The 17,255-nt window shown below is 51.6% G+C and carries 15 protein-coding genes; 11 read left to right on the top strand and 4 right to left on the bottom strand.

All coding sequences use genetic code 11. From position 1 onward, the window contains the following. Nucleotides 1-160 precede the first annotated feature (160 nt). The 10 genes from PsW64_RS11395 to PsW64_RS11350 all read left to right on the top strand — a co-directional run bounded on the left by PsW64_RS11395 (nt 161) and on the right by PsW64_RS11350 (nt 12,119). The gene (locus tag PsW64_RS11395; protein ID WP_063296325.1) at nt 161-1,108 is read left to right on the top strand and encodes an ABC transporter permease; all 948 of its coding nucleotides are present in this window, start codon (nt 161-163) and stop codon (nt 1,106-1,108) included. Then, entirely contained in the window at nt 1,105-1,989 is an 885-nt protein-coding gene (locus PsW64_RS11390; RefSeq protein ID WP_063301878.1) for an ABC transporter permease, read from the top strand. The genes PsW64_RS11395 and PsW64_RS11390 overlap by 4 nt, the downstream gene beginning before the upstream one ends. Next, nucleotides 1,986-3,623, top strand: coding sequence for an ABC transporter ATP-binding protein (locus PsW64_RS11385; protein WP_063303669.1), 1,638 nt, complete (start codon nt 1,986-1,988; stop codon nt 3,621-3,623). The genes PsW64_RS11390 and PsW64_RS11385 overlap by 4 nt, the downstream gene beginning before the upstream one ends. Before the next feature lie 72 nt (nt 3,624-3,695). Then, nucleotides 3,696-4,394, top strand: coding sequence for a class II aldolase/adducin family protein (locus PsW64_RS11380; RefSeq protein WP_063303668.1), 699 nt, complete (start codon nt 3,696-3,698; stop codon nt 4,392-4,394). Nucleotides 4,395-4,461: 67 nt separating this feature from the next. Then, nucleotides 4,462-5,394, top strand: coding sequence for an ROK family protein (locus PsW64_RS11375; protein ID WP_063303667.1), 933 nt, complete (start codon nt 4,462-4,464; stop codon nt 5,392-5,394). 72 nt (nt 5,395-5,466) lie between these two features. After that, on the top strand, nt 5,467-6,621 hold the full coding sequence (argE, locus tag PsW64_RS11370; protein WP_063303666.1) for an acetylornithine deacetylase: 1,155 nt from the start codon (nt 5,467-5,469) through the stop codon (nt 6,619-6,621). 287 nt (nt 6,622-6,908) lie between these two features. After that, a complete protein-coding gene (locus tag PsW64_RS11365; RefSeq protein WP_063303665.1) occupies nt 6,909-9,071 on the top strand; it encodes an anthranilate synthase in 2,163 nt (720 codons plus the stop codon). 404 nt (nt 9,072-9,475) lie between these two features. Further along, complete coding sequence (locus PsW64_RS11360; RefSeq protein ID WP_063303664.1) at nt 9,476-10,495, top strand: ABC transporter substrate-binding protein; 1,020 nt, start codon at nt 9,476-9,478, stop codon at nt 10,493-10,495. Nucleotides 10,496-10,558: 63 nt separating this feature from the next. Next, nucleotides 10,559-11,326 carry an ABC transporter ATP-binding protein gene (locus PsW64_RS11355; protein ID WP_063303663.1) on the top strand — a complete coding sequence of 256 codons (768 nt, stop codon included), beginning with the start codon at nt 10,559-10,561 and terminating at the stop codon, nt 11,324-11,326. Further along, nucleotides 11,319-12,119 carry an ABC transporter permease gene (locus tag PsW64_RS11350; RefSeq protein ID WP_063303662.1) on the top strand — a complete coding sequence of 267 codons (801 nt, stop codon included), beginning with the start codon at nt 11,319-11,321 and terminating at the stop codon, nt 12,117-12,119. Before PsW64_RS11355 ends, PsW64_RS11350 begins: the two co-directional genes overlap by 8 nt. Nucleotides 12,120-12,161: 42 nt before the next feature. Here PsW64_RS11350 and PsW64_RS11345 read toward each other — a convergent pair whose 3' ends face one another. Next, a complete protein-coding gene (locus PsW64_RS11345; RefSeq protein WP_063296316.1) occupies nt 12,162-12,623 on the bottom strand; it encodes an SRPBCC family protein in 462 nt (153 codons plus the stop codon). Then, the gene (locus PsW64_RS11340) at nt 12,595-12,933 is read right to left on the bottom strand and encodes an ArsR/SmtB family transcription factor (RefSeq protein WP_063296315.1); all 339 of its coding nucleotides are present in this window, start codon (nt 12,931-12,933) and stop codon (nt 12,595-12,597) included. Before PsW64_RS11340 ends, PsW64_RS11345 begins: the two co-directional genes overlap by 29 nt. Before the next feature lie 238 nt (nt 12,934-13,171). Here PsW64_RS11340 and PsW64_RS11335 point away from each other — a divergent pair, with 238 nt between their 5' ends. Then, nucleotides 13,172-13,822: a peroxiredoxin gene (locus PsW64_RS11335; RefSeq protein WP_063303661.1), complete on the top strand. Its 651-nt coding sequence runs from the start codon at nt 13,172-13,174 to the stop codon at nt 13,820-13,822. An 83-nt stretch (nt 13,823-13,905) separates the two neighbouring features. On the opposite strand, the gene ilvD is transcribed toward PsW64_RS11335, so the two are convergent. Next, nucleotides 13,906-15,753, bottom strand: a complete 1,848-nt coding sequence (gene ilvD / locus PsW64_RS11330) for a dihydroxy-acid dehydratase (RefSeq protein ID WP_063303660.1) — start codon at nt 15,751-15,753, stop codon at nt 13,906-13,908. Nucleotides 15,754-15,944: 191 nt separating this feature from the next. Continuing rightward, nucleotides 15,945-17,246 carry an NAD(P)/FAD-dependent oxidoreductase gene (locus PsW64_RS11325; RefSeq protein ID WP_063303659.1) on the bottom strand — a complete coding sequence of 434 codons (1,302 nt, stop codon included), beginning with the start codon at nt 17,244-17,246 and terminating at the stop codon, nt 15,945-15,947. Nucleotides 17,247-17,255 lie beyond the last annotated feature (9 nt).

Below are 17,255 nucleotides of genomic sequence, written 5' to 3'. Positions count from 1 at the left end.
CTGCGGTTGCAACCGCAATCGCAGTCCTTCTCAATTGCTATTCCAAATTATATGGTTTAAGCGGTTGCCAAACTGACAGTTACTTTAGGGGTAACCCTTTTCTCTCATTGTGCAATTTGCTTGTGCAACGCAAGTTTGATTGGTTTAGCGGATTTGTCCGATGCTCTGGTTTGCGTTCCTTCGTCTCATAGGCTTACTGACAACTCTCCTAGCCGCAAGCCTCGTCATCTTCGTTGTCCTTGAGGTTATTCCCGGTGATCCGGCTGAAGTGATGCTTGGGTTGAATGCGCAGCCTGACACACTCGCAGCTCTGCGCGCTGAGCTTGGCCTCAACGCTCCTTTATCCACCCGCTATGTGAACTGGTTGCTGGGCATGTTGCAGGGTGAATTTGGTGTAAGCTACACGTATTCAGTTCCGGTTTCTGAACTGATCGGCGAACGCATTCAGGTCAGCCTTCCACTTGCAACTGGCGCACTGATCCTCTCGACAGTCATTGCTATACCGATCGGCGTTTACTCTGCCCGCTATCATGGCAAGGTCATCGACACAGGTATTATGTCCATTGCTCAGATCGGCATTGCTATCCCAAACTTCTGGATTGCCATTTTGCTGGTTTACGTGTTTGCGATCGTGCTGCGGGTTTTACCATCTGGTGGTTTCCCGGGCTGGGATGTGAGTTTTTTTGGCTCATTGCAGGCGCTCTTATTGCCTGTTATCGCGCTGGCTCTCCCCCAAGCGAGTATTCTGGCCCGCGTGATGCGCTCAGCCTTGCTGGATGTTTTACATGAAGACTATATCCGTACAGCGCGCGCCAAAGGGCTCTCCAACAAAGCCACGCTTTGGAGACACGGCGTACGCAATGCTCTTATTCCGGTCCTGACTATTCTGGGTCTTCAGTTCTCTTTCCTGATCGCAGGTACGGTGATTATTGAAAACCTCTTTTACCTACCAGGCCTAGGGCGTCTGATTTTCCAAGGCATTACTCAGCGCGACCTGATCGTAGTGAAGAGCAGTGTCATGTTGCTCGTTGCTCTTACAATCTTTGTGACATTCCTTGTCGACATCGCCTACGCAGCCATTGATCCGAGACTGAGGCGACGTGCATGAATCAGGAACTCCCAAGTTATCCGCCGCTTGCCAGTTTTGACGAAATCTCCATCTGGAAGAAAGCCTTTCACAGTCGTTCGTTCGTGATCGGGGCAGTACTTGCTCTCGTTATTCTCATTGCCGGGGTTACTTCCGTCTTCTGGACACCCTATGCCATCGATGTTCTGGATGTTTCCAAGCGCCTTAAGCCGATGAGTTCTGAATTCTGGTTTGGGACGGATCAGTATGGTCGCGATATCTTCTCCATGCTGATGGTTGGCGCCCGCACCTCCATTATTGTAGCGCTGATTGCTGTTGGCATCGGCATGCTGATTGGCGTGCCATTGGGACTTCTGGCAGCGGCCCAAAAGGGTTTTCTTGAAGAACTGGTGATGCGCACCAATGATCTGATTTTCGCATTTCCCTCTCTACTCTCTGCTGTGCTCATCACGTCCATCTTTGGGCCTGGAACAATCAACGCTGTAATTGCGATTGGCATCTTCAATATTCCAGTTTTTGCCCGCGTTGCTCGCGGTGGCGCCTTGTCTCTTTCAGGACGCGAGTTTTTGCTTGCCGCCCGTCTTTCCGGCAAGAGCTCGTTCTTGATCACTCTGGAACACGTTATTCCGAACATTGCCAACCTGCTGATTGTACAGGCGACCATTCAGCTTTCTCTTGCAATCCTTTCAGAGGCAGGTCTCTCCTATCTTGGTTTGGGGACGCAACCACCCATGGCGAGTTGGGGCCGCATGTTGTATGAGGCCCAGACCATGGTTGCTTTTGCACCGCAGCTGGCGCTTTATCCGGGATTTGCGATTATCTTTTCTGTTCTCGGCTTTAACCTTCTTGGCGACGGACTACGGGATTTACTGGATCCGAAGATGCGGAGGAGAGTTGCGTGACCTCTGTTTTTTCCGCCACTGACCTTTGCGTTTCCATTTCTGGCAAGCCGATCCTGCGCAATGTGAGTTTTGACCTTGAGCAGGGCAAAATCCTCGGTCTCGTTGGCGAAAGTGGCTCTGGTAAATCCATGAGTGCGCTCTCAGCCATGCAGCTTTTGCCGGAGGGTGCTCATCAGATTGGTGATCTGATGTTTGAGGGCAAGAACCTCACGCGCGCTACAGATACAGAGATGACCCATGTTCGTGGCAAAGACATCTCTATGGTCTTTCAGGAACCGCTGACCGCTCTCAATCCGACCCGCACCATTGGCGAGCAAGTTGCTGAAGGCCTTCGCTGGCATCAGGGTCTTACACGCAAGGAAGCGATGGACCAAACCATCGATGTTCTGGAACGGGTTGGTCTTGGTCTTGAATATGGTTTGATTGATCGTTTCCCCCACCAGCTTTCCGGCGGACAGAGGCAGCGCGTTGTCATCGCCATTGCTATCGCCTGTAAGCCCAAGGTATTGATTGCTGATGAGCCGACCACTGCGCTTGATGTGACGGTTCAGGCGCAAATCCTGACATTGCTGAAAGACATCGTGCGCAAAGAACAGATGGCCATGCTGCTCATTTCGCATGATCTGGCAGTTGTTGCTGACATGGCGGACACTGTTGCGATTATGAAAGACGGGGTGATTGTTGAGCGCGGCCCGACTTGCGAGCTGTTCGACAACCTTTCTCACCCCTATTCCAAGAAGCTGTTTGAAGCCTCCAACCACGTACCTGTTCCACGGCAAGAGCCAGTTGACGAGGTCACACAGCCACTCTTGCAGGTGAGCAATGTGCTGCGGGAATATCCTCTCCCTCGCGCCAGCATCTTCACACGCAGACAGTGGCACCGAGCCGTGCAACATGTCTCCTTCCACGTCGCCCCGCGTCAGAGCATGGGTCTGGTGGGTGAAAGTGGATGCGGTAAATCCACCCTTGCACGCACTATTTTGGGACTGACGCCTCCGAACGCCGGCCATATCCAGTTTCTTGGCAAAGATCCTTACTCGGTTTCACGAAAAGACCGTCAGGATCTTCAGCTGGGCATTCAAGCCGTGTTCCAAGATCCTTATGGAAGCTTTGATCCGCGGCATACGGTTGAACGTACCGTGGGTGAGCCTTTGCACCTCATGCGCAACGAACTGTCTCGTTCTCAACGTAAAAAACGCGTTCATGAGGTTTTGGAAAGCGTGGGGCTTTCTTCTGCAGATGCCAACAAATATCCGCACGAATTTTCTGGCGGACAACGGCAGCGTATCGCGATTGCGCGTGCGCTGGTCACCAATCCAAGCCTGATCGTCGCGGATGAACCCGTTTCTGCCCTTGATGTTTCCATCAGAGCACAAATTCTGGATCTCTTTGCAGATTTGCGTGATCGGCTGGGTATGGCTTATCTGTTCATTTCGCACGATCTTTCTGTTGTGCAGGCTATCACTGACCGGGTGATTGTGATGAACGCAGGCCGTATTGTTGAAGAAGGTCCAACCGAAGAAGTCTTTTCCAATCCCAAACATCCTTACACACGTATCCTTGTTTCTGCGGCACCAGACCTCAACGAAGCCTTGCGCAGGCGCAGAGAAAAAGAGAACAAGGATACGCATTGAGCGCTATTGCCTGAAGTAAGCCAGTGCAGCTAGCCTTGCATTTGCTCAGGCTACAGCTATCGGAGACATGTTATGACAACAGCTGAGAACCAGCTTCGCCGGGAAGTTATAAGAACGGCGCGTGCTTTACAAAGCACTGGTTTGACACATGGAACCTCCGGCAACGTGAGCGCCCGATATGAAAACGGTATGCTCATCACCCCTTCTGGCATTCCTTACGAAGACCTGGAGATCAAGAAGATTGTCTTCATGGATCTTGAAGGCGGATACTTTGGGGATTACTTGCCTTCGTCCGAGTGGCGCATGCATATGGACATCTACCGGCACTACAAAGAAGCAGAGGCGGTTGTTCACTGTCATTCAGCCAGAGCGACTGCGCTTTCAACCCATAACAAAGGCATTCCGGCCTTTCATTATATGGTGGCTGTTGCTGGCGGTGATCAGATCAAATGCGCAGACTACGCAACATTCGGAACCAAAGCCCTTTCTCAAGCAATGATCAATGCGCTAGAAGACCGGAAGGCTTGCCTTTTGGCGCATCATGGACAAATTACTTTTGGCCCTTCACTGCACAAGGCGTTTGGGCTTGCCGGTGAAGTGGAAGCATTGGCTGATCAGTACTTGTCTGCGCTGGTTCTGGGAGAACCTGCACCTCTTTCTCCAACTGAGATGAAAGAGATTTTGAGAAAATTTAAAAGCTACGGCAAACAGCTGGATGCATTGGATGGGAACGACGCAGGCGCTTTTGAAATGCCCCAGCGACGTGACTAATCCAGAAAAGAACAAAGAATACAGAGGCCAATGCCTTTTATGATTGTAATGGGGGAATGACTGGAACATGCGAATTGGACTTGACTGGGGTGGTACTAAAATTGAAGCGCTGGCACTTTCTAACGAAGGTGAAGAACTGTTTCGCAAACGCGTTCCAACTCCCAAGAACGATTATCAGGGTTGCGTAGAAGCTGTTATCGGACTGGTTGCTGCAACGGAGGCGGCGACTGGCGAAGTCGGCACAGTGGGCATTGGCATTCCGGGCTCTATCTCACCAAGCACAGGGCTGGTTAAGAACGCAAACTCCACTTGGATGAACGGGAAACCTCTCGATAAAGATCTTACAGATGCGCTTGGCCGTGAAGTGCGCATTCAAAACGATGCCAATTGCATGGCGGTTTCTGAAGCCATTGATGGAGCGGGTGCAGGATGCGGAGTTGTTCACGGCATCATCATTGGCACTGGCTGTGGCTCAGGCATTGCGATTAATGGACGTCCCCATAAAGGCGCTAATGGCATTGGCGGCGAATGGGGCAACGTTACTGTGCCGTGGATGCAGGAAGGCGAGTTCCCAGGGCCGCTCAACTGGACCGGACACCACGGTACGATTGACCTTTTGTGCTCTGGCACAGGTTTCCAGTGGGATTACGAGAATGCCACCGGCAAGGCTCTAAAGGGCAGCGAAATCATTGAGCTGATGCGCTCTGGCGACGAAGCTGCCATGGGCACCTATCAGCGTTATGTAAGCCGCTTGGGCCGTGCTTTAGCGATGGCAGCCAACATTTTAGATCCGGACTGTTTTGTACTGGCTGGTGGCATGTCCAACGTGGAGGAGATTTACAAGGATCTTCCTGCTGCGATGCGTCCTTACATTTTCTCTGATGGTTATGATTTTGATATCCGCAAGGCCAAACACGGCGACAGCTCTGGTGTGCGCGGAGCGGCATGGCTGTGGGGTAAAGGCGAAACAACGCTGCGGCATGTCAACGAAAGCTCGTAAACGTACTTTTCCTTATGGATTTCTCTTTCTATAGTCAGAACTCACGATTCCGATTTCCTGAAAGAAATTTCCATGACAATGACAAGCCAAGAAGTCCTTGCAAAGCTGGTTAGCTTTGACACGGTCAGCGCAAAAACCAATCTCCCCCTGATCAAGTGGATCGAAGAATATCTTAATGATCTGGGGGTCTCCTCTTCCATTCTACCAGACGAAACGGGGGAGAAGGCGAGCCTGTTTGCGACGATCGGCGGAGATGGCACCGATGGTTACATTCTTTCAGGTCACACAGATGTGGTGCCGGTTGAAGGGCAAGACTGGAGCAGTAACCCGTTCTCCCTTCGCGAAGAAGACGGTCTGCTATACGGTCGCGGTTCCTGTGACATGAAAGGCTTCGTGGCGTGCTCTCTTGCCAAAGTGCCAGAGATGCTCAAGGCGCCGCTGAACAAGCCGTTCCATCTGATGTTCTCATATGATGAAGAAACAGGTTGTACTGGCGTTCAGCCTGTGCTGTACAAACTTGCTGGTGAAGGGTTCCAGGCGGAAGCATGTTTCGTTGGTGAGCCGACTGAAATGCAGGTTGTGGTGGCACATAAATCCAAAGCCTCCTACCGCGCTGTGTTTACCGGCCTTTCCTGCCACTCCTCCCTTGCTCCACAGGGCGTAAACGCCGTGCATTATGGCGCTCGTCTTGTTGCAAAACTGGAAGAGATGGCACGGGAACTGGCAGCGGGCCCGAGTGATGATCTGTTTGATTTGCCATATTCCACGGCTCACACAGGTGTCATGAAGGGCGGCACTGCGCTCAACATTGTGCCTGAACACTGCGAAGTCATATTTGAGTTCCGCGTGCTGCCAACTGAAAGCCTTCAGGCTTGCATGGATGAGATCAGGCGTTTTGCCACGGAGGAGCTTCTTCCTGAAATGCGCAAAGTTTCTGAAAAGGCAGATATCGAGCTCATTCCTTACTCTGAGATCCCAGGACTGGATACGGAAGTTGAAGCGGATGTGACTGTTCTGGCAAAGAAACTGGCTGGTCGCAACGACCACGCAAAAGTTGCTTATGGCACGGAAGCTGGCCTGATCCAGACCATTTTGAAAGTCCCAACCGTGGTGTGTGGCCCAGGTAGCATCGAGCAAGCTCATAAACCGGACGAGTACATCAAGCAGTCCGAACTCGACAAGTGCGACGGTTTCCTAGACCGCCTTATCCAGCACGCATGTGCTTAAGTTGATGATGGGGAGCTCTTCACGATGGGTTGAAGGGCTCTTCTTTTCATTGCTGGGTGCAATTTTGTTTCAGGAGTTGCACCTATGAGCTCCTTAGGTTATGAAAATCGCATGATGACTATGCAAGCACAAAACATGCTGTGGTGGTGGCGCCGATGACGGTGGCTGAACACGCATGTCTTGTTGACCTGTAATTTCCAAGCCGCCGCATTTTCTGCAGGCGGCTTTGTTGTATCTACCGCCTCGCAAACATCGGAAACAGGTGTGCACGACCCGGAGGATTGACCATGCCGATTACGGCAGAACGGACTTATAAGAGCAAAGGCGGCGTTATCATCCGCCGTAAAAGCCGAAATGCTGATTATGCCACTGGTACAAGCGAATGGATGGACAGGCTGGACCGTCAACGCGGTGCTGTGCTTTCCTCTTCCTACGAATATCCGGGCCGCTACACGCGCTGGGATATGGCACTGGCCAACCCACCGCTGCTGATTGAATCCAACGATCGCAAGATTACCATTCAGGCGCTGAACGAGCGCGGGCGCGTGCTGATGCCTGCCGTTCATGGCGCATTGGACGGTCACGAGGATATTGCAGATTTCAATGCAGACGAGTACCGCATTGATCTGACTATCAAGACGCCGGACAGAGCTTTTTCAGAGGAGGAGCGCTCCCGCCAGCCCTCAACCTTCTCCGTGGTGCGTACACTTGTTGATCTGTTTTCCTGCGACGACGATCAGCTCGGGCTGTATGGCGCATTCGGATATGATCTGACGTTTCAGTTTGAGCCGATTAATCAGAAGCTGCAACGTCCTGACGATCAGCGGGACATGGTGTTGTTTCTGCCCGATGAAATCCTGATTGTTGACCACTATGGGCGTAAAGCCCATGTGCTGGAATACGATTTTGAGTTCAATGCCAAAACGACAGACGGTTTGCCGCGTGATGGTGAAGAAACGCCTTACAAGGCTGCGACTGAAACTCCAGCGCGTGGTGACCATGAGCCGGGTGAATACGCTGACCTGGTGCGCTCTGCAGTCGATTATTTCAAGCGCGGTGATCTGTTTGAGACCGTACCTGGTCAAGTGTTCTATGAGCCTTGCAAAAACCCACCATCCGCTGTTTCCCGCCGTTTGCAGCAGATCAACCCATCGCCTTATTCCTTTTTCATCAACCTAGGCAACGCCGAATATCTGGTTGGTGCTTCTCCTGAGATGTATGTGCGGGTGACTGGTGGTCGCCGTGTGGAGACATGCCCGATTTCCGGCACGATCCGCCGTGGCAAGAACGCGATTGAAGATGAAGCACAAATCCGCAAATTGCTGAACTCCGCCAAAGACGAAGCAGAGCTAACCATGTGTTCTGACGTGGACCGGAACGATAAGAGCCGCATCTGTGTTCCAGAGTCTGTCCGTGTGATTGGTCGTCGTCAGATCGAGATGTACTCTCGTCTGATTCATACCGTGGATCACATCGAAGGCACTCTGCTTGATGGCAAGGATGCGCTGGATGCGTTCCTTTCTCATACATGGGCTGTAACTGTTACTGGTGCGCCGAAGCGTTGGGCCATGCAGTTTATCGAGGATCACGAAAGGAGTTCTCGTGCATGGTATGGCGGTGCGATCGGTGCTGTGCTGTTTAATGGCGATATGAACACAGGTCTGACCCTGCGCACAGTTCGCATCAAAGATGGTGTGGCTCAGATCCGCGCAGGTGCGACCCTGCTTTATGACAGCATCCCAGAGGATGAAGAAGCTGAGACTGAGCTGAAAGCATCTGCGATGATTGCTGCTGTTCGCGAAGCTGGACTTGCGCTTACCTCTGAAGAGGAAGTGGTTAAGGCTAAACCGGGCAAAGGCAAAAAGATTCTACTCGTCGACCACGAAGACAGTTTCGTGCACACACTGGCAAATTACTTCCGTCAGACAGGCGCTGAGGTTGTGACCTACCGTAGCCCGGTGCTGGATGATGTCTTTGATCAGGTTCGTCCGGATCTGGTCGTGTTGTCCCCTGGCCCCGGCTCTCCGAAGGACTTTGACTGCCGGGCTACCATCGAACGGGCCCGTGCACGCAAGCTGCCAATTTTTGGTGTGTGTCTTGGTCTGCAGGCGCTGACCGAAGCGTTTGGCGGTGAACTTGACCAGCTTGATGTGCCTGTGCATGGCAAGCCATCTCTTGTTTCCTTCAGTCACGGTTCCAAGCTGTTTGATGGGCTGAGTTCACCTGTCAGTGTTGGCCGTTATCACTCCTTGTTTGCTAAACGGGATGTGTTGCCAGATTGCTTTGAAGTGACTTCAGAAACCAAAGACGGCGTGATCATGGCAATTGAACATAAGAGCGAGCCTATTGGCGCCGTTCAGTTTCATCCGGAGTCCATCATGTCCCTAGATCAAGACGGTGGTCACAAGATAATTGAAAATGTGATGACCAAACTTCTTACCGGTGGCTAGATCGACTCTCTGACCAAATTGAATTCATCAATTGGACTAAATTAAAGGCCGGGATTGAGCGATCACTTCCGGCCTTTCTCCTAGAATTTTGTATAGATGGTTTATCTGCACGAAACCTAGAAGCATCTTTGGTCGCATTGTTGTGGAATTGCAGCATATAAATGCGCTGGATAGTGAAAGTGAACCTATTCAGATTGAGAATATTGCAAGTCTCATGTGCGCCGGGTTGCGTTATATGACTAATCTATGCACGATTGAAGTGATTGACGCAGTCATTTTCCATAGGGATTTATAGACTGCAAAAGATTTTTACTGCGTATCCTACCGGAAAACAGTTGCCACTTTTCGGGATTACGCTTTGATTGACGAGAGTTTGCTCTCAAGGTTCACTTAAGAGGATAAAGATGAAGGTACGCGGTATTTTAAGCGGCGTTTTGATGGGCGCAGCGGTTCTAACAGGAACGTTTGCGACTACAGCAACTGCAGCAGAGAAGATCACTGTCGGCGCCTTGCGCTTCACTTCTCATGCGGCAAATTTTGTTGCGTTTGAAAAGGGTTATTTCAACGAAGCTGGTCTGGAAGTTGAGTTCAAGTTCTTTCAGGCTGCACAACCAATGGCGCTTGCTATCGCCTCCGGCGATGTGGACTTCGGCCTTACCGCAATTTCCGGTGGCTTGATCAGTCTTGCCGATAAGGGCGCTGTGAAAGTGATTGGTGGCGCGCTACAGGAAGAAACTGGCATTGACGGCCAGATGATCCTTGCCTCTAAAGCTGCGTTTGATGCAGGCCTGAAAACTCCTGCTGATCTGAAAGGCAAGAGCTTTGGTGTGACGACAGCAGGTTCGTCCTTCCATTACATGGCGCATAAAATTGCAGATAAAGAAGGTTTTGACCGCAAAGACATCAAGATCCGTCCGCTCCAAAAAGTTGGCGCGGTGATTGGTGCGCTGAAGAGTGGTCAGATTGATGCGTGGTCTATTGTTCCCCACATCGCAAAAGGCCTTGCCAAGTCCCCACAAGTGGAAATGATCGGCAAAGTTTCTGACTATGTACCAAATTATCAGGTGACCACTGTCTTTACCTCCGCGAAGAACATTAATAGTAATCCAGAGCTGGTAAAGACCTTCCTTGGTGCCTACTCCAAAGGCGCAGCTGACTTTAACGCGGCTCTGGTGGACAAATCCGCCGGAGATGCGGCAGCTGAAGACATGGTGAAGCTCATTCATAAGTACGTCTATGCTGATCGTCCACATGAGAAAGCTGCTCCATCCATTCGCAATGGAGCGATGCGTCTTAACGAAGGTGCTGCGCTAAACATGGCGAGTGTTGAAGACCAGCTCAACTGGTTCAAGAGCGAGAAGTTGGTGCCAGCAGGTGTAACACTCGACAAGCTGGTTGATGTGAAGTTCGTCGAAACCTTCTAATCCAACACACGCATTGCCCGCTGCGGGTGGGCAATGCCTTTTCCCTTAATCCGGTTGGATTACATGCAAATTTCCATTGAAAATCTCTCGCATGCCTACGGCTCTGTCGAGGTTCTGAATGATATCAATCTGACCTTTGAGCCCGGCGAGATTGCCGTGATCATCGGTCCGTCCGGTTGCGGAAAATCTACGCTGCTGCGTCTGATGGGCGGACTTGAAGAGCCGAGCAAGGGCGCCGCTTATATCGCAGGTCAAGCACCAGAAGGGTCTCTCAATCCCCTCACCTACATCTTTCAGGATTTTGCGTTGCTGCCATGGCGCTCTGTAGCCGGGAATATCTCTTTGGTGCTTGAAGACCACAAGCTTTCCAAACAGCAGAGCAAGGCGATCATTGATGATGTGCTTGCACGCACCAACCTCTCAGAGTTTCATGATGCACTTCCACGCCAGTTATCCGGTGGGATGAAGCAGCGTGTGGCAATTGCGCGAGCGTTGGCTGTGCGTCCAGCCTTTCTGCTCATGGATGAGCCTCTGTCAGCTTTAGACAGCCAGACACGAGAACTTCTGATGGATGATCTGGTGGCTCTTTGGGCCCGTGAGGCATTCTCTGCTTGCTATGTGACGCATAATCTTGCTGAAGCTGTTCGCCTTGGCCACAAGGTCATTGTGTTGTCTCGTCGCCCGGGCAAGGTTCGCGATGTTGTTGAGATCTCCATCCCTCTTGAAGAACGCCGGGAGCGTGCTGTGGAGCTTGAGGAGGTGCAGCAGCAGTTATGGCATATGATGCGCGAAGAAGCTCTTGCTGCAGACAGGGAGCTTGCCGATGTCTGATCAGATAAACCGCAAGAAAGTTCCTTTTCGTGGAGGCGGGTTCAAACCACGCCCAATCCGTTTTGTTGCTCCATTTGTATTTCTGGCATTGGTGCTATTCTGGGAATTTGGCTCTCGCACAGGCATCATCAGCAATCTGGTTTTGCCAGCACCATCAGAAGCGTTTCAGGCCTTCTTAGATCTCTATAATTCAGGTCTATTCTGGAAGCACGTGAGCACAAGTCTTTATCGGCTTGTCTTTGGCTGGAGCATTGGAACAGCACTCGGCATTTTGGTGGGATTGCTGATTGGGCTGTTCTCACTGGCACGATCCAGCCTTCTTCCACTCACCTCGGCGTTTTTTCCAGTTCCAAAGATTGCCTTGCTGCCGCTCTTCATCATCTGGTTCGGAATCGGGGAAGGCTCTAAAGTTGCGACAATTCTGTTTGGTACGTTTTTTCCTACAGTCATCGCCACTTATGGCGGCGTTGATAATGTGGAGCGTGGATTGGTCCGCATGGGACAATCCTTCGGTATGAGCTGGCTTTCCATCGTACGGAAGATCATTTTGCCCGGAGCCTTACCTGCGATCCTGTCCGGAGCTCGGATCTCCGCAAGTATCGCGATTATTCTACTGGTCGCTGCAGAAATGATCGGCGCAGAATATGGCATTGGCGCTTATGTGTTGATGGCTGGTTCCTTGTTCGCAACAGATCAGCTGATCGTCGGCGTTGCGATGCTTTCCATTTTGGGACTGTGCGTCAGTTGGTTGATCGGGAAAGCGGAAAAGGCCCTGCTGAACTGGCGCGGATAACAAACAGGCCTCGCTGGAGAAAAAACAGCGAGGCTTTGCTTCCTAAGCAGGACTGGAATTACACGCGTTTTTGAAATGCACCTCAAAAACGCTGACCCAGCCGTTGTTGTAGCTTTCGCGCATTGTGGAGCCGATTTCGCCCATCTTCTCCCAATCATGATGGCTTAGAACCACTTTGGTACCCTCGCCGTCCTTCTCAAACGTCACATCCACACAGGTTGCCATGCTCTCCGGGTTATTAATGTGCCAGAGAAACGAGAGGGCTTTTGAGGGCTGATAGATTTTGAGCGTTCCCCAGTCATGCCGCGTGCCATCCTTTGCGACTTCATATAGCTTGCCGCCTTCCTGCCGCTCACAAAAGACCTCAGGTAGTTCGCTGCCATTCATTGCTGTTACAGAATGGGTTTGAATTGGCCACCATTTACTGAAATCCCCTGTAAAAACCTCGAAGGCTCTTTCCGGACTACAGTCCACCCTAATCGTTTTCACCACTGGTGTGATCATGCCCCATCTCCTGTTGTTCGGTGACTTCAGTTGCAAAAGCGTTCAGGACGTCCTCCCAGAACTGATCAAGGTAGTCACGCAAAGGTGAGATGCCCTCACGCCTTACTGCGTAGAATCTCGACGTTCCGCGTTGATCGGCCTCCACCAGCCCAGCCCGTTCCAGCACTTTCAGATGCTGAGAGACAGCTGGCCGAGTGACCCCTTTTGCCTGTGAGAGTGCTTTGACATTCTTAGGACCTGCCCGAAGATCTTCAAATATCTTGCGACGAGTATCATCTGCCAGCGCATGAAGGATATCTTGGTAAGTCATAACTTACGGTAAGCTTTGACTAACGCAAAGTCAATTGATTAATATGTTTGATTGCATTAACAAATTCTATTGAGAGATCAGGTTGAAACTCTCCACGCTAATACTTCACAAAATTGTATCAAGAACTGAAAGCCGCTCCCATTGAATGCAGAAATTCGGTACTTAAATGTTATTGGTGCTGTGGGAGGTCCAAGGCCTTTTGAGCGATGCGCAGTACTGGATAAGAAGAGGATTACTCATGGTTTTACGCATTAACGATACTATCCCTAACCTTTCCGTAGAAACTGATCAGGGCGAAATCACCCTGCATGATTGGATTGGCGGTAACTGGGCAATTATCTTCTCGCATCCGAAAGACTTTACTCCGGTTTGCACTACCGAATTTGGAGCTGTGGCAAAGCTCAGTGAAGAATGGGCAAAGCGTAACACCAAAGTCCTAGGCGTTTCAGTTGATGATGTAGAAGACCACAAGAAGTGGAAAGTCGACATTGAATCTGTTGGCGGTGCAAAGCCAGATTTTGCGATTGTAGCCGATGCTGGTCTTGAAATGGCCAAAGCCTTCGACATGCTGCCTGCTGAATATGTGCTTCCTGATGGCCGCACACCTGCAGACTCTGCCACTGTGCGCTCAGTCTTCATCATCGGGCCGGACAAGCAAGTGAAGCTGATGATGACTTATCCAATGACCGTTGGACGAAATTTCGCAGAAATCCTGCGCGCGCTAGACGGGCTTCAGATGTCTGCCAAGGGCGTTGCAACGCCTGCGGACTGGACTGTTGGTCAGGATGTAATCGTGCCCCCAGCTGTCAGTACCGAAGACGCAGAAGTCAAATTTGGCTCTGTGAAAACAGTCCTGCCCTATCTGCGATATGTGAGCGCGCCGAGCTAACCACTCAGAACACGCTCCTGCAATAGAAAGCCCCGCAGAGATGATCTCTACGGGGCTTTTGAATGTCTTATTGAACCTGAGGCTTAGTCAACTTTACGAACTGCGCCTTTGGATGCGCTGGTGGTCATGGCAGCATAGGCTTTCAGTGCGGTGGTCACCTTGCGCTTACGCGTCTCAACAGGTTTCCATGCAGCATTCCCTTTTGCTTCCATCGCAGCGCGACGGGAGGCAAGCTCTTCATCAGAAACACGCATCTCGATTTTACGGTTTGGAATGTCGATATCAATCACATCGCCTTCTTCCAACAGGCCGATATTGCCACCTTCAGCTGCTTCCGGGGAGACATGGCCAATGGACAAGCCGGAAGAGCCACCAGAGAAGCGGCCATCTGTGATGAGTGCGCAGGCTTTGCCGAGGCCTTTGGACTTGAGGTAGCTGGTTGGATACAGCATTTCCTGCATGCCCGGACCGCCACGAGGGCCTTCGTAACGAATGAGAACGATGTCGCCCTCTTTCACTTTACCTGTCAGGATCGCGCTGACAGCTGTGTCCTGAGATTCAAAGATGCGTGCTGGGCCGGAGAATGTGAGAATGCTCTCATCTACACCAGCTGTCTTAACGATACAGCCGTCTTCTGCCAGATTGCCGTAGAGAACTGCCAGTCCGCCATCCTGTGAGAAGGCATGTTCTTTGGAACGGATAACGCCGTTTTCACGATCCTCATCAACACCTTCGGCATAGCGGGAGCTCTGAGAGAACGCGACCTGTGTCGGCACACCACCAGGTGCTGCTGAGAAGAACTCGCGCACGCTTGTACTGTCTGTGCGTTTGATGTCCCAGCGCTCAAGAGCATCGGCTAAGTCTTTGGCATGGACTGATTTTACTGAGGTATCGATGAGACCTGCACGGTCCAGCTCGCCTAGAATACCGAGGATGCCACCTGCGCGGTGAATGTCTTCCATGTGGACGTTGGCGATCGATGGAGCCACCTTACACAACACTGGTACAATGCGAGATAGACGGTCAATGTCTTCCATGGTGAAGTCCACTTCACCTTCCTGCGCTGCGGCAAGCAAATGCAGAACGGTGTTGGTGGAACCGCCCATCGCGATGTCCATAATCATTGCATTTTCAAAAGCTTTGAAGTTTGCAATGTTACGCGGTAGTGCGCTCTCATCTTCCTGTTCGTAATAGCGTTTTGCCAAATCTACGATCAGGTGACCAGCTTCGATGAACAGGCGTTTACGGTCTGAATGCGTTGCCAGAGTTGAGCCATTGCCCGGAAGGGACAGGCCCAGAGCTTCTGTCAGACAGTTCATGGAGTTTGCGGTGAACATGCCAGAACAGGAGCCACACGTCGGGCATGCGCTGCGCTCGATGCTTTCAACGTCGCTGTCAGAAACGTTGTCATCAGCTGCGGCGATCATTGCGTCGACAAGGTCAACTTTGCGTTTTTCACCGTTTGCGAGCGTTACTTTGCCAGCTTCCATCGGTCCACCGGACACAAACACGGTTGGAATGTTCAGGCGCAAAGACGCCATCAGCATGCCTGGAGTGATCTTATCACAGTTGGAAATACAGACCATGGCATCTGCGCAGTGGGCGTTGACCATGTACTCCACGGAATCGGCGATCAACTCACGAGAGGGCAAGGAGTAGAGCATGCCGTCGTGACCCATTGCGATGCCGTCATCGACTGCGATGGTGTTGAACTCTTTTGCGATGCCACCGGCCTGCTCAATTTCGCGAGCGACGAGCTGGCCGAGGTCTTTCAAATGCACGTGGCCTGGAACGAACTGAGTGAAGGAGTTGACGACAGCAATAATTGGCTTGCCGAAGTCATTTTCTTTAACACCGGTTGCCCGCCACAGGCCTCTGGCGCCTGCCATGTTGCGGCCGTGTGTGGAAGTGCGCGAACGATAGTTTGGCATCGAAAACCCCAATCTGGCGAATATGTTATTTACGCGTTGCGGTATAGTTAGTTTTATCGGACTAATTTGGCAACTTTTCTTCAGCTTACACCACTAATGAGAAAAAGAGTACCCGCGGGTACGCCTCTCCCCTTCTGATCGCTTGAGCATTTCTCGGGTGTCGCCTGCTCGTGCCTCAAGTCTTGCAGCTTTTAGAAGCGGTTAAAGGCAAAACTGGAGAGATCGTGACCAGCTGGTTTCCCTGTGAGCACATCTGCCATAAGACGTCCAATAGATGGGCCTATTCCAAACCCATGGCCTGAGAAACCCGTCACGATATGCAGGTTATCCAGATCTGGAGCTCTATCGATCACCGGCAGAAAGTCTGGCATGGCATCAATGAGGCCGCCCCAGGCGGATTGCAGTTTTGTTCCTTTGAGCTGCGGGAAACGATCAGCGAGTGCTTGTGTAAGAGCACCCAGCTCTTTCTGATCAGGTTTAGAGTTGAGGACGCGCATGACTTCAAATGGTGTTATGTCCGCTCCGGTCCAGCGTCTTTTTTGCATCCAGTGATCAGGGTAGTTTTTTGGAGACCATGGTTTGATGCTGGTGCCCTTGAGGTTTTCGGCCATATTGGGCAGCCATTCTTTCAGGAACCGGAATGAATCCAGACCGATATGATGGGTCTGATTGTTCTTCAGTGCCAGCGTGTAGCCACCACCCTGACGGCGGCGCATAGCAAAGGTGTTGTCTGAGGCATTTGCCGGGAAGACATCCGGTACGGCTTGCGTTGCTGCAACGGTCAACTCTACAGAAAGTTGAGGCAGTTTAATGCCTGCATTGGCGGCGAACAGAGAAGACCATGCCCCACCTGCCAGCATTACTTGCCCCGCTTTGATCTCGCCTTGTTCTGTGACAGCGCCCACAACCTCGCCACCGGATTTTACCAATGTACGAACAGCGTTGTTTTCGCAGATAACAGCTCCAAGACGCTCTGCAGCTTTTGCGATGCCGAGCGTCGCCTGCCCGGGTTCAGCACGACCATCACTGGCAGTATGCATTCCGCCGATCCAGCGTCCTTCTTTGCCTTTTATGTCTTCATGAACCTGCGCTCTTGAGATCATGCAGGTATCAAGATCATATTTCCGGCCAAGCTCGACGAACTTTTCGAAATTTTCCAAGTCCTCATGCTTTTCAGCAAGGTAGTAGACGCCGCTCGCGCTGTAGCCGAGGTCTTCCCCTGTCTCTTCGCTGAGCTCCGCCCACAAACGACGAGCTTCGATAGAGAGCGGGATTTCCGGCTCATCACGTCCTTGCTGGCGAATCCAACCCCAATTGCGACTGGACTGCTCTCCTGCAACTCTCCCCTTTTCGCAAAGAGTGACGCTCACACCCTTCTTGGCGAGGTAATAGGCGGTACACACGCCAATGATGCCCCCGCCGATTATGAGCACATCTGTTTTCTGCGGCTGTTCTCCATGGAACTGCTGCGGTGTATTTTCTGAATAAATCACGTCACTTAC

Origin of the sequence: Pseudovibrio sp. W64 (assembly GCF_001623145.1) — a bacterium.
GTDB lineage: Bacteria > Pseudomonadota > Alphaproteobacteria > Rhizobiales > Stappiaceae > Pseudovibrio.
This window is presented reverse-complemented; position numbering and strand designations above follow the sequence as displayed.

Bases quoted from the DNA above. Each gene is read 5' to 3' on its own strand.
- PsW64_RS11395 (WP_063296325.1), top strand. From the start codon at position 161: ATGCTCTGGTTTGCGTTCCTTCGTCTCATAGGCTTACTGACAACTCTC.
- PsW64_RS11390 (WP_063301878.1), top strand. From the start codon at position 1,105: ATGAATCAGGAACTCCCAAGTTATCCGCCGCTTGCCAGTTTTGACGAA.
- PsW64_RS11380 (WP_063303668.1), top strand. From the start codon at position 3,696: ATGACAACAGCTGAGAACCAGCTTCGCCGGGAAGTTATAAGAACGGCG.
- PsW64_RS11375 (WP_063303667.1), top strand. From the start codon at position 4,462: ATGCGAATTGGACTTGACTGGGGTGGTACTAAAATTGAAGCGCTGGCA.
- argE (WP_063303666.1), top strand. From the start codon at position 5,467: ATGACAATGACAAGCCAAGAAGTCCTTGCAAAGCTGGTTAGCTTTGAC.
- PsW64_RS11365 (WP_063303665.1), top strand. From the start codon at position 6,909: ATGCCGATTACGGCAGAACGGACTTATAAGAGCAAAGGCGGCGTTATC.
- PsW64_RS11360 (WP_063303664.1), top strand. From the start codon at position 9,476: ATGAAGGTACGCGGTATTTTAAGCGGCGTTTTGATGGGCGCAGCGGTT.
- PsW64_RS11355 (WP_063303663.1), top strand. From the start codon at position 10,559: ATGCAAATTTCCATTGAAAATCTCTCGCATGCCTACGGCTCTGTCGAG.
- PsW64_RS11350 (WP_063303662.1), top strand. From the start codon at position 11,319: ATGTCTGATCAGATAAACCGCAAGAAAGTTCCTTTTCGTGGAGGCGGG.
- PsW64_RS11345 (WP_063296316.1), bottom strand. From the start codon at position 12,623: ATGATCACACCAGTGGTGAAAACGATTAGGGTGGACTGTAGTCCGGAA.
- PsW64_RS11340 (WP_063296315.1), bottom strand. From the start codon at position 12,933: ATGACTTACCAAGATATCCTTCATGCGCTGGCAGATGATACTCGTCGC.
- PsW64_RS11335 (WP_063303661.1), top strand. From the start codon at position 13,172: ATGGTTTTACGCATTAACGATACTATCCCTAACCTTTCCGTAGAAACT.
- ilvD (WP_063303660.1), bottom strand. From the start codon at position 15,753: ATGCCAAACTATCGTTCGCGCACTTCCACACACGGCCGCAACATGGCA.